Annotated in this window: 12 protein-coding genes; 5 read left to right on the top strand and 7 right to left on the bottom strand. The window is 43.6% G+C overall.

Translation table 11 applies throughout. The features are described 5' to 3' along the window. Nucleotides 1–183: 183 nt before the first annotated feature. The 4 genes from LC574_RS07680 to LC574_RS07665 all read left to right on the top strand — a co-directional run bounded on the left by LC574_RS07680 (nucleotide 184) and on the right by LC574_RS07665 (nucleotide 2356). Nucleotides 184–549 (top strand): hypothetical protein, encoded by a 366-nt coding sequence (locus tag LC574_RS07680; protein ID WP_229452530.1) that lies wholly within the window; start codon nucleotides 184–186, stop codon nucleotides 547–549. Between the two features lie 131 nt (nucleotides 550–680). Beyond that, nucleotides 681–914, top strand: coding sequence for a hypothetical protein (locus tag LC574_RS07675; protein ID WP_229452528.1), 234 nt, complete (start codon nucleotides 681–683; stop codon nucleotides 912–914). After that, nucleotides 902–1348, top strand: a complete 447-nt coding sequence (locus LC574_RS07670; RefSeq protein WP_229452526.1) for a PIN domain-containing protein — start codon at nucleotides 902–904, stop codon at nucleotides 1346–1348. Before LC574_RS07675 ends, LC574_RS07670 begins: the two co-directional genes overlap by 13 nt. A 42-nt stretch (nucleotides 1349–1390) precedes the next feature. Next, a complete protein-coding gene (locus tag LC574_RS07665; protein ID WP_229452524.1) occupies nucleotides 1391–2356 on the top strand; it encodes an aldo/keto reductase in 966 nt (321 codons plus the stop codon). On the opposite strand, the gene LC574_RS07660 is transcribed toward LC574_RS07665, so the two are convergent. After that, complete coding sequence (locus tag LC574_RS07660) at nucleotides 2353–2574, bottom strand: hypothetical protein (RefSeq protein WP_229452522.1); 222 nt, start codon at nucleotides 2572–2574, stop codon at nucleotides 2353–2355. The two genes, LC574_RS07665 and LC574_RS07660, sit on opposite strands and share 4 nt — an antisense overlap. Before the next feature lie 546 nt (nucleotides 2575–3120). On the opposite strand from LC574_RS07660, the gene LC574_RS07655 reads away from it, so the two are divergent. Continuing rightward, nucleotides 3121–3330 (top strand): hypothetical protein, encoded by a 210-nt coding sequence (locus LC574_RS07655; protein ID WP_229452520.1) that lies wholly within the window; start codon nucleotides 3121–3123, stop codon nucleotides 3328–3330. Between the two features lie 49 nt (nucleotides 3331–3379). Here LC574_RS07655 and LC574_RS07650 read toward each other — a convergent pair whose 3' ends face one another. The 6 genes from LC574_RS07650 to LC574_RS07625 all read right to left on the bottom strand — a co-directional run bounded on the left by LC574_RS07650 (nucleotide 3380) and on the right by LC574_RS07625 (nucleotide 11497). After that, on the bottom strand, nucleotides 3380–4654 hold the full coding sequence (locus LC574_RS07650) for a DNA cytosine methyltransferase (protein ID WP_229452532.1): 1275 nt from the start codon (nucleotides 4652–4654) through the stop codon (nucleotides 3380–3382). A 98-nt stretch (nucleotides 4655–4752) separates the two neighbouring features. Continuing rightward, nucleotides 4753–5922, bottom strand: coding sequence for a lipid-A-disaccharide synthase (gene lpxB / locus LC574_RS07645; RefSeq protein WP_229452519.1), 1170 nt, complete (start codon nucleotides 5920–5922; stop codon nucleotides 4753–4755). A gap of 184 nt (nucleotides 5923–6106) precedes the next feature. Beyond that, nucleotides 6107–6925: an acyl-ACP--UDP-N-acetylglucosamine O-acyltransferase gene (lpxA, locus tag LC574_RS07640; protein WP_229452517.1), complete on the bottom strand. Its 819-nt coding sequence runs from the start codon at nucleotides 6923–6925 to the stop codon at nucleotides 6107–6109. Nucleotides 6926–7238: 313 nt separating this feature from the next. Continuing rightward, the gene (gene fabZ, locus LC574_RS07635; protein WP_229452515.1) at nucleotides 7239–7769 is read right to left on the bottom strand and encodes a 3-hydroxyacyl-ACP dehydratase FabZ; all 531 of its coding nucleotides are present in this window, start codon (nucleotides 7767–7769) and stop codon (nucleotides 7239–7241) included. Nucleotides 7770–7862: 93 nt separating this feature from the next. Further along, the gene (gene lpxC, locus LC574_RS07630; protein ID WP_229452513.1) at nucleotides 7863–8717 is read right to left on the bottom strand and encodes a UDP-3-O-acyl-N-acetylglucosamine deacetylase; all 855 of its coding nucleotides are present in this window, start codon (nucleotides 8715–8717) and stop codon (nucleotides 7863–7865) included. Between the two features lie 218 nt (nucleotides 8718–8935). Next, nucleotides 8936–11497: a BamA/TamA family outer membrane protein gene (locus LC574_RS07625; protein ID WP_229452511.1), complete on the bottom strand. Its 2562-nt coding sequence runs from the start codon at nucleotides 11495–11497 to the stop codon at nucleotides 8936–8938. Nucleotides 11498–11731: the final 234 nt, after the last annotated feature.

The following is an 11731-nucleotide window of genomic DNA, read 5'->3' as shown; positions in this document are numbered from 1 at the left end:
GACACGTAAGTATATCGATGCAACCTTGGCGCAGAAAATTATAGATAAAAAAACAGTAGTATCAATTCTGACGACAGGAAAAATTAGTGAACCTGCTAAGGCGCTGTTTGATGCTGCTGATATAGCATGAGTACAGATTCGTGAAAGCGAGTTTATGGAGCGTGAGGCTCAGGAGGAAGGCTAATGTTAGATATCACCTTTTATACAACAACCGATCAACCGCCACGTAGCGTAGAAGTAGCAGAAAATATTTATGAGTGGTTGGCGAAATCTGATTTTTCTAAAATAGGCAAATCTGTACCTACAAAAATTTTAGTAGAGGGTGAAGAGGAAAAAATACCTTTGGTTAAGTTAAGTAAAGGTAATCGTAAGAAGCTAAGAAGTTTTCTAGGTGAGGAGATTATCCGCGAAAGTAATGCTGTATTAACTGAGCTTGGAGACTCACCTTCAAAAAAAGAATATCAGGATGGAACTAACCGACTTAGGAAGTTGCAAGAGTTGCTTAAGTATATCGAAAATGAACATTATTTGTACCTTCAGCGAGTTTAGTTAAATAATAAAGGCTAGAAAACAAAGCGCGATCGCTCCTCAAAGCTAAACTAGAAAAAGCAGTGCGATAGCCCTTCTTTTCACCTATCCTGATAAATGCAATATTCCGATACTAATGAGGATAAATTATCATGCTTAATGGACTCAGGCAACAGGCGATCGTCAAACCTGGTGGTGTAATAGAAATCTGTTCTCCAGAACTTCCACCAGGTGCAACTGTCGAGGTGATAGTACTTCTGGAGTCACCCCCAAAGCATTCTGAAAAGTCTCTAATTAGCTTTATCGGCTCTGCTAAAGGCAGTTTTGCCACACCGGAAGAAGTGGATAAGTTTATTCGCCAAGAACGAGATGCATGGGAATTCTAGATGCTATTCAAGGCACAAATGTATACCTCGATACCAATATCTGGATCTATGCTTTAGAAGGACATCCAGCATTTGTCCAAGATTTAACTCAGTTATTCCAAAGTATTGATCAAGGTAACTTGAGTGTAGTAACTAGTGAATTATCACTTGCTGAAGTATTGGTAAAACCTTTCCAAAATCAGGACTTAGCTCAACAGACAACTTACAAACAACTGATTATCAATTCACAGAATTTAACAGTGATTCCTGTCAGTCGTCAGGTTTTAATTGAAGCTGCTCAACTCCGTGCCAGTATTAACATCAAATTACCAGATGCTATCCATGCAGCAACAGCACTATTGACTCAATGCTCTACTTTATTAACCAATGATCAGCGCTTTAGGAGTGTTCCTGAACTATCAGTAATTTTGCTTTCTGAGCTTAATTCCTCCTAGTTAAAATTTATAATAAAAGTAGTTTCGCCCCCAAAGCCAATCATGACAGAAGGAAAGACGCGGCGTAATTTCCTAATTACTAGCATTGCTGTAACTGGAGGTATTGTGGCAACTAATGCTTTTGGGCAAAATATTACCAACACCGCTACACCGCCAGCAACTATGCCAGAACGAGTGCTGGGACGCACGGAAGTAAAACTCCCGATCTTCGGGTTAGGAGGAGCAGGAATAACGCCACTATCCTGGGAAGGAAAAGAGGGTGATGCTACAGCAATTATTCAAAGAGCGCTGGAACTTGGCATTCGCTACTTTGATACAGCAGCTAGTTATGGGCCGAGTGAAGATTATTTAGGTAAGGTGCTACCACCCCATCGCTCAAAGGTTTTTCTAGCAAGCAAGACCGATCAAAGAGATCAAGATGGTGCATGGCGAGAATTGGAGCGATCGCTTAAACGTCTCAATACAGATTATCTTGATTTGTGGCAGTTGCATCACGTTTCTTTTTCTGAAGAACTCGACACCATCTTTAGTCCATCTGGTGCAATTAAAGCTTTAGAAGAAGCCATACAACAAAAATTGGTACGCTTCGTAGGTATTACCGGACATCACGACCCTCAAGTGATTGCCGAAGGGTTACGTCGCTATCCTTTCCACACTACACTGATTCCTGTGAATGCCGCCGACAAACACCACCCACATCCATTTATCCCGGTGGTTCTACCAGTTGCTCAAGAAAAAAATGTCGGTGTGATTGCGATGAAAGTCCCGGCTTATGGTCGGCTGTTCAAATCAGGTGGGTTGACAGGTATGGAGCAAGCTTTAGGTTACACAATGTCTCAGCCTGGAGTACATTGTTGTGTAATTGCGGCAGAGACAATCGCACAATTAGAGAATAATGTCAAGATAGCGCGGGCTTTTGTGCCTCTTAAAAAGGAAGAATTAACAGCGATCGCACTGGCGGCTGCTAATATCTGGGAAGATAGTACATTTTTCCGTGCTTGGACTTAGTACAGCATTTCATTAATTCGTAGCGAATTAAATTTGACAATACCCTGCAATGCCAATGCATCGGCTGACAATACCAATGCATCGGCTGACAATGTCAATGCATCGGCTGACAATACCAATGCATCGGCTGACAATACCAATGCATCGACTGACAATACCAATGCATCGGCTGACAATGTCAATGCATCGGCTGACAATACCAATGCGTCCCCTTGCATTAAAAACGCTACGATTTTACGCAAAGCTGTACTTAGTACAGCCCGCCATAAAAAATGCCAAAATCAAGTTGCAAACTATCAAACCCAAATTGTATGGCGGGAATTGCCCAGCTTCATATTAAATAGTTGGATCGCTTTAAATCAGCATCCCTTTTACGGTATGATTTTACTCGCTATCATGTAGATACAATTGTATGCCTACCGCACAACAGGCTCTTGCCTGCGTCAGAGTCTGCCAAATGCTCTCAAATGGATAAGCTGTTACGCAAATAAAATTGTATATTTACTCATGAGGGTTGTCATTAGTCATTTGTCACTTGTACTGAGCGTAGTCGAAGTATTAGTCATTAGTATTTAAAAGGACAGATGACCATTGACTGCATGACAGTCTTAACAATTGCAATGTACAATCTAGACGCGCATCAGCTTATCAACCTATCCATGTATTTCGCTACAACCAAAACACCAAGATCGTGTTTATCCTTGCAGGCGTAACTGAGAGCCTAGAGATTCTAATTTTTTCGGATGGTCAATGGGAGTTTAACGATGACGAAGCCCGACTTTAGCAAAATGTCCCGTCAAGAACTTAGAGCATATGTTTTAGCTCATCATGAAGATGATGAAGCGATTGAAGCATTAATCAAACGGAGAAGTCCTAATAGTCCGACATATCCATTCCCTCAGACTGATGAGGATTTGAGAGAAATGGAAGAGATACTCAAGAAAAAACTAGGTAGTAGTGGAGAGGCTGCCTAACTATTTAAAAGGTTTAACGATGGGTTGAGATAGTAAAATCTTGCAGATGTTACATTTGCCTGTCTCGCTGATAATATTGTGCCGCTTGCGACATATTAAACTGTAATAGCTTCTCCTCTCCCAACTTGTATCGGAAACTCGGCTTAAAAGGCGAAATATTCAAATTGCAAATAATTTCTGCCGCCACAGCCTTTGCTAGTAACGGTGGTACAGAGTTTCCAACTTGTCGAAATCCGTGCCATTTGGTTACATGAAATCTAAACCAATCGGGGTAAGAATGCAATCTCGCCGCTTCTCTAACTGTAATACAGCGCGGCGTAATTGGATGAATCGGTCTAGGAGATGTGAAAGAACCCCTATACTTATCTGTTCCCGCTCTTAAAGTATTACAGACACCAGCAGGATGCAACTTATAAAAACGACTAATTTTTTCTCTCTCGCCTTGTTGAGTATCTTGAAAACGTTTAATAGTTTCCGCAGAATGTTTTGTCCTTAAACTGGAAGAAAGTATTCGCAAATCATATTCTCGTTTGTAAGAATAATCATCGTCTAGGCATTTGATACCGCGAACTACAAGAGCATAGTTACTAGGCTTTTCATATTCTGCTATAACCCAATCTCTTGTTAGTAACTCTGGATATTTTTCTATTTCAGGTAAATCTCCAATTGCATCCAATACTGTAGGACTCAATGAGATATCAGATATTTTTTTAGAAGTTAAATTATTTGGTAATGCTTGTTTAGTAATCGGCTGAGGGTATTTCGGTAACTCTACATCCTCCCTTGCACCTATGAGAAATAATCTCTCACGGAATTGTGGTACTCCGTAATGTGCAGCGTTGAGAACTTGGTAATTTTCTTCTACTTTATAGCCGTGAATTCTAAACTCGCTAATTAAGGTTTGGAGGATTTGTTTATGTTCGCCAACTGTAATACCCCGAACATTTTCCATTACAAAAAACTTTGGTTTTAGCTCAAAAACCAGCCGATGAAAGTGAAACACCAAAGAGTTTCGGGGATCATCAACAGCCCGTTTACCAATTAGAGAGAATCCTTGACATGGTGAGCCACAAATTACCACATCAATTTCGCGATCGCCAATCTCAGATCGATTTCTAATTTCTTCCCCAGTTGTATCCACAACACTTTTACATAACACTGAGCAAAAAGGGAAGTTAAACTCATGTGTTGCACAGTGGATGGGGTCAATTTCCACAGACGCTAGCACATCAAAGCCAGCTTGTTCAAAGCCAAGAGTCATACCCCCCGCACCGGCGAATAAGTCAACTGCGATCGCTCTTTGTTTTTTCATCTCATAAGCCATGACACCTTTAAAGAGATTGGGATTGGGTATCACGTATTAAATATACAAAATTTTCTCTACTCCCCACTCCGTACAGACGCGATTAATCGCGTCTCTCCCTAATCCCCACTCCCCGCCACCATTTGCAAAATTTCTTGAGCAACGCGATCGCACACCCCAACTTCTCCTAAACTTTGCCGCATTTCTTTATAATCTGCCAAAGTTTGCTCTCTGCGACTGGGATTGAGTAGCAGTTCCATCGCTGCTTGGATAATATTCTCTGGTGTGGCTTGCTCTTGTAAAAATTCTGGCACAATCGGCTTCATCACTACTAAATTGGCTGGTGATGCAAAGGTTATAGAACCTTTGAGGATTTTACGAGCGATCCAAGCAGTCAGGGAACTTAGGCGGTAAACTACAACTTGCGGCACATTTAACAGAGCAAGTTCTAAATTGACAGTACCAGATTTACTAATGGCTAAATCAGCAGCAGCAAAAATTTTCATTTGTTGACCTGATATAATTGTCGCCCGTAAACCGTAACGCTCAATAGCCTGCTCAATTGGCTGTCTATAGACTTCCAGGGATAGGGGAATCCAGAAATGAACTTCAGGTAATTTAGCTTGAATAGTTTGGGCGGCTTGAAAAATTACTGGTAAAAGATATTTTAGTTCTTGGCGGCGAGAAGCGGGGAGAAGTGCGATCGCAATTTGTTCTGGTGCAATCCCCAGTGTTGCACGGGCTGCTTGGCGACTGGGAGCGTCTTGCATTCGGTCAACCAAAGGATGCCCTACCCAAGTAACTTTTGCCCCTTGATCACGAAAGTAACGGGCTTCTTGTGGGAAAATTGCCAACAGCTTATCTGTAAAACCAACAATCCGGTTAGTTCTACGCAAACTTAATGACCAAGCCCACTCTTGGGGAGCAATGTAATACACCACAGGCACATCTGGTAACTGCTGTTTCATATAAGTCCCAATTTCCAGATTGGGAGTCATATAATCGATCAGCACCACCAAGTCAGGTGGATTTTGTTTTAGGGAAGCGATCGCCTGACGTTGCACCTGGAGAGTCGGTAAAATATAAGGCAGTCCTTCCAGAATACCCATTGAGCCAATACTACTGGTATTTCCCAACAGAATTGCCCCAGCTTCCACCATTTTTTCGCCACCCAGCGCCACAATCTCTAATTCCAACCCAATCGCCACAGCTTGACGCTTCAGCGCTGTAATTAGCAGCGACCCTTGCAAATCGCCAGATACTTCGCCAGTGCTGATAAATATCCGCATTTTATAATTAAAGTTAGGAAATAAATAGTTAGGAGTGAGGAGTTAAAAATTAGGAGTTAGGAGTTAAAAGTGAGGAGTTAGGAATGATGCAGTGAAGGGTTAGCAGTTAAAAAATTTAATTTATCAACTCCTAACTCATAACTCATAATTCCTAACTCATAACTCCTAACTTCTAACTTATAATTCACGATTCATCACTCACGCCTTTTTTCCCTTTACCGGGAATCAAGCCACGTCTTCCTGGCATTTGAGAAAGTAGCAGAAAGCGGCGCAGATGCTGTAACTGTTCGCTATTCCCTAACAATTCCAACTGTTCTAAAGCATCCTTAAAGGGCAAATCAGAGCGGTAGAGAATGCGGAAGGCTTTTTTGAGCATTTGCAAATCTGTAGAGTCCATACCAGACCGTTTAAGTCCGACAAGATTAAGGGTTCGTACCCGCGCCGGATTTCCCTCCACTAGCATATATGGGGCCACATCCCGGTCAATCCGTGCCATACCTCCCACCATTGCCTGTCTACCAATATGCACAAATTGATGGACACCTAAAACCCCACTCAACCTAGCGCGTGACTCTATATGAACATGACCAGCCAATGCCACAGAGTTAGCAATCACTACCTGGTCTTCAATCACGCAGTTATGAGCCACATGGACATAAGCCATCAGTAAGTTACCATCGCCAATCACCGTTGCTTCACCAGCACCAGTAGCGCGGTTAATGGTAACGTACTCACGAATCAAGTTGTTATCACCAATTTTGACCCAGGTTGGTTCTCCCACAAACTTGAGATCCTGGGGTTCCATGCCGATGGCTGCACCTGTAAAAATCTGATTTTGCGCCCCAATTTCACAAGGCCCCTCTAGCACGGCATGAGCGCCGATTATTGTTTCAGGGCCCACTTTGACATGCGCTCCAATCACAGCATAGGCACCGACTTGCACTGTATGGTGGAGTTCCGATTTCGGATGAATTACAGCAGTTGGATGAATTAGCGTTTTCAAGGGTGAATCTCCAGAACTGTCTTGATAAGCCAGCGCCGGGTGGGGTTTTTAAAGCAGTGCGTTACCCTGGTTAAGAGAGTTATACTGACTGCCGTCCCATTGAGGCAACTGGCATTGTTGAGCGTGAAGTATTTCAGTGAACGAAAGTGTCGGGCAAAGCAAGTTAAGTGTGTTAGCGAATGCGTCTCGTAAAGAGGGCGTCAAAAATCAAAAAATTATTCAGATGCTGTTGTGGATTTTTGTTAACTGCGATCCTTTTTCAGGATTCAGTAAGGGCATTTCACGGCTATGCCAATACCACGAAAGCAAACTTTTAATTAACTAGAGAAAACATTAATTCCCCTTCACAAGCAAGTTGACCGTCAACTTCGGCACGACCTTGCATCTTACCGAAACGACGTTGTTTTACCCATAACAGTTCCACCGTCATTACTAGTTGATCCCCCGGTACAACCTGGCGGCGAAAGCGGACTTTATCGATACCAGCGAAGACGAACAACCTGCCTTCTACTGAAGACATTTGAGTAAGAACAATGCCCCCAACTTGTGCCATTGCCTCGACAATTAGCACCCCTGGCATCAGTGGACGTCCGGGGAAATGTCCTGAAAAATGGGGTTCGTTGATAGTGACATTTTTAACACCAACAGCCTTTTTGCCTGGAATGTAGCCAATTATTTTATCTACAAGTAAAAATGGGTAGCGGTGGGGTAGCAATTTTTGAATTTCTTCAGATGTAAAGGTTGTTTTAATCTCAGATATGATTGTAGTCTCATTTATAGCCTGTGATTCGGTAGATGTAGGTGTAGCCGTATCGATGGTATTCACTTCAGTAAGGATTGACATTGGCCGTGTGGTTAATTTTTTCTCTGAAAGTTGAGTAGGCAGGCGTATATCGAAAGCTTTAATAATCCTGAATTTTAAACTTTAGATCAAATCTCAAATCTCAAATCCAAAATCTAAAATTCTCTGAGCCAGTTGAATGTGTAAATTGTGGCTGGCTTTATACGCTAAGAAATGAGCAATAGGAAAAGTTCCTAGTAAACTTAAATCTCCTACTAAATCCAAGATTTTATGACGGACTGGCTCATTTGCAAATCTTAATGGTGGATTTAGCCACCCTTCTGGCCCACAAACGAGTGCATTATCCAAACTGCCACCTTTAATTAACCCTGTTTTTTGTAAGTGTTCAATTTGATGCAGTAACCCAAAAGTCCGGGCGGGAGCAATTTGTGCAGCAAAGCTAGCAGAAGCTTTTTCTAGTTCGGTGGTTAGTGACCAACTATGCCATTGATTACCAATGGCGGGCAGGTCAAAATCAATACCATAACTAAAACGGGTTTCTGGTGCTGGGAGGGCACATACAAAGGCATCGCCTTGATAGACCCATATTGGTTCTGTAATAGCCTTGGGAACTTGGTTGTTAAAGGGTTGTGATACTAAGCCAACTTGGGCAATGTTGGCTGTCCATACACTTGCTGAACCATCTAAAAGTGGAACTTCTGGACTATCAATTTCAATCCGGGCATTATCCACACCCATACCCGAAAGCGCTGCCAACAAATGTTCTACCGTGCGGACGGATACCTCACCCTTGCCTAACTGAGTTGAGAGAACAGTGTGACTAACTGCCCCAACTTGGGCTGGAATGATCGGCAAATCCGGTAAATCTACCCGTACAAAGTAGCGTCCACTTCCCGTCTCAGCTGGTAGTATCCGCACCTGGGTACTAACACCGCTATGCAATCCCACCCCTATTTGGGTGATTTCCCCAGCTAGAGTGTGCTGTTGCATAGCCTAAAAGACAGTATATTTCCTTTAGTATTGTTCATCGTCTGTTTTGGTAAAATCCCTGATATTCCCTTAAAAATGTCATTAATCCCTTTATCGGAACAGTATTGAGGTAAATGTCAAAATTAGCAAGCTAATTTAAAAAAGATAATTGTCATTTGTCCTTTGTCCTTTGTCCTTTGTGATTCACTAATGACCAATGACTAATGACTAATGACAAATTAAAACCTTTCGCCAATACCGAAATTAATCCGGTTATCACCATCATCGTTGATACCGTAGTCAATCCGAATTGGACCCAGTGGAGACTGGACGCGAACGCCGAGACCATAGCCGTAGCCACTACCATTTTTGTTCAAAACTTCAGCCGCCCTAGTACTAGTTCCGAGATCGCTGCCGAGATCAAAGAATAGTGCGCCGCTAACTACTGAAAAAACTGGAAACCGATACTCTACTGATGCTTGCACATAAGAGCGTCCACTAGCTAATGCTCCTTCTTCATAACCCCGAACGGAGTTGCTGCCACCAATGGTAAAGGCTTCGTAGGGAGGCAAGTCACCAAGGATAGTTCCTGCTTGCAGGTTAAATGCTAAGGTTTGTGCGCCTTTGGAGAGGCTAATCAGCTTGATGGGTAAATATTGGCTGTAGCTTCCCCGAAATCTGGTGAGTAAAATGTTTCCTAACCCGACGGGAACCGACTGATCAACCCCAAAGCGGAGATAAGAACCGCTAGTGGGTTGCAATGGGTTATTACGGAGATCGCGCTGTGCTCCCAGTTGCAACAGTAGTAAATCGTCTTGACCACCGTCAGATAAGGTTAGTGGAATTTCTTCACTGATGCGGTTGCCGTTATCATCATCAAATACGGCTCCTGTTTTTCTGAGGTTGCCATCAGCATCACGCGCAGAAACTCGTTGATACTGTAAACCTGCTGAGGCAGTCCAGACTGAAGTTTTGTAAGGATTGCCGGAGAGGGGACGGGTAAAGGTGACACCACCACCTAGACGGAGAATCCGGGGGCGATCCTGAGCATCTGTATTAGTAGGATTACCTGGGTCAAACGTCCTAATATCTTCATCTTGGCCATCAAAGATCAATGAAATGGAACTGCGGCGAAAAAGATTGGTTGTATAGGAAGTCCGGTAAGGATCTCCGGCTATCCAGGGGTCAGTATATCGCACGTCAAACAGCAGTTCCCGTTCTCCCACCTGTACTTCTGCTCCCAGTTTTTGGTTCCTACCGTTCAGGTTTTGCTGTTGATAGCTAACTGTTCCAAAAAGTCCACTAGCAGAACTAATCCCTGCCCCAGCCGCAATAGAACCACTGCTGCGTTCAGCCACATTTACAATTACATCCACCTTGCTAGGGTCAGTACCAGGGTCAAGGGAGACATTCACATCTTCAAACAGTCCCAGTCCATACACGCGCTGTAGGTCTTTTTGTACTGTGTTGCGATTAAATACTTGTCCCGGCTTCAACTCCACTTCTCGCGTAATGATGTAATCCTGTGTCCGTCCCCGAATCGGTTGTCCTTTCTCGTCTGTCTCCTGACCTTCTTTATTGCGGAACCGGACTCTAATATTCTCTACTACACCTTCTGCTACTTGCAAGGTAACAACTCCGTTTTCAGAGACTTGTGGCGCTCCAATCACGTTGGCTAGTACGTAACCTTGGTCTTGATACCGCTTGTTTAACTGCTTGATGCCTTCTTGCAAGTCACGCAAGTTGAGGATTTTGCCATACTGCTCCCGAAATACTTCATCCACAGTATTAGCTGGGAGTACAGAAGCAACACCAGTGCCAGGATTGGCTTGCACTTCTACCTTGCTTAAAACGGGGTTAGGCTGTACAACAAAGCTCACTCGGACTCCCAAGGGGGTATCTTCAGGCGATGCTTGGACGTTGGAGAAAAAGCCAGTACCAAAGATGGCGTTAATATCTTCTTGCAGTTGGCTGCGGGTTGTCGTTCGTCCTGGTTGGGTACGAATTACTCTATAAACTTGGTCTTCGAGTCCTGGTGGTAGTTGCCCAGTCTGTGATCTAATTACTACTTCCGATACCAGTACGCGAGGGTCATTGGCTTCTGGGGCTGTGTTTGGTTGAGTATCTCCCGGAGTTGTCGGCGGGTTAACATTCTGCGGAGTGGGAGTCGCACCTGGGCTTGGGGCAGGGGTTCTTTGTTGACTACCTGGGAATGGAAGATCAGGAGTGGCAGATGGTTCTGGAGTTGTAGGTAATAAAGGTTCCGTTGTCGGTGGGTTGAGATTTTCTGGGACTGGAGTAGTCTCAGGAGTTGGGGAAGGCGTTGGTTGTTGAATTTCTGGCGGTGGAATGTCTGGAGCGGGAGATGGCTGTTGAGTAGGGTTAGGATCGATTTGAGGGGTTTGTGCAGTTTTTGGCGTTGTGGAGGTTGGCACTATTACCTCTGGGGTTGCGTAGGCATAGCCCGCACTTCGGCTGCGCCCTTCTCTACGAGAGGCTGCGCCAACGGCTACGCTCTCCCAAGACTCAGTGACCACCGCAGGCATTGCTGCTGGATTGGCAGGGTAAACTGCGACAATGCGGGATTTCTTTGCCTCCATAACCCCTGTCGGATTAGGTCGAGATTCTAAACTTTTACTATCAACCTGACCAGTATCCTTTTCTGGTCGCTGATTTGTTTCTAGTGTCAAAACTTCTGTTGTCTGTTTTGAACTGTTGGCGGTTTCTGCATTTGCACTAAATGAACCGCCCAAAGGGACTGTAATTGCTACTGCTGCCAGCAACATGGGAGATAAACGCATTTTACTTATAATTCCTCTTCACGACCACACACACACAAATAGTCATTAGTCATTAGTCATTGGTCATTAGTCACTTGTACTGACTTGTACTGAGCGCAGCTGAAGTAGCGTAGTCGAAGTATTGGTCATTAGTTATTGACAAAGGACAAATGACAAAGGACAAATGACTAATGACAAATGACAAAGGACAAATGACTGTATGGACATTTTGTTCGCCATTTTGGCGAGTGTAAT

The sequence above is a fragment of the Nostoc sp. CHAB 5715 genome, assembly GCF_020829685.1.
Lineage (GTDB): Bacteria > Cyanobacteriota > Cyanobacteriia > Cyanobacteriales > Nostocaceae > Nostoc.
Note: the sequence above shows the minus strand (reverse complement) of the source record. Positions and strands in the feature narration are given on the sequence as shown.

Coding starts and splice junctions, on each gene's coding strand:
- LC574_RS07680 (WP_229452530.1), top strand. CDS start 184: ATGTTAGATATCACCTTTTATACAACAACCGATCAACCGCCACGTAGC.
- LC574_RS07650 (WP_229452532.1), bottom strand. CDS start 4,654: ATGGCTTATGAGATGAAAAAACAAAGAGCGATCGCAGTTGACTTATTC.
- fabZ (WP_229452515.1), bottom strand. CDS start 7,769: ATGTCAATCCTTACTGAAGTGAATACCATCGATACGGCTACACCTACA.
- LC574_RS07670 (WP_229452526.1), top strand. CDS start 902: ATGGGAATTCTAGATGCTATTCAAGGCACAAATGTATACCTCGATACC.
- LC574_RS07625 (WP_229452511.1), bottom strand. CDS start 11,497: ATGCGTTTATCTCCCATGTTGCTGGCAGCAGTAGCAATTACAGTCCCT.
- lpxC (WP_229452513.1), bottom strand. CDS start 8,717: ATGCAACAGCACACTCTAGCTGGGGAAATCACCCAAATAGGGGTGGGA.
- LC574_RS07665 (WP_229452524.1), top strand. CDS start 1,391: ATGACAGAAGGAAAGACGCGGCGTAATTTCCTAATTACTAGCATTGCT.
- LC574_RS07675 (WP_229452528.1), top strand. CDS start 681: ATGCTTAATGGACTCAGGCAACAGGCGATCGTCAAACCTGGTGGTGTA.
- lpxB (WP_229452519.1), bottom strand. CDS start 5,922: ATGCGGATATTTATCAGCACTGGCGAAGTATCTGGCGATTTGCAAGGG.
- LC574_RS07655 (WP_229452520.1), top strand. CDS start 3,121: ATGACGAAGCCCGACTTTAGCAAAATGTCCCGTCAAGAACTTAGAGCA.
- LC574_RS07660 (WP_229452522.1), bottom strand. CDS start 2,574: ATGCAAGGGGACGCATTGGTATTGTCAGCCGATGCATTGACATTGTCA.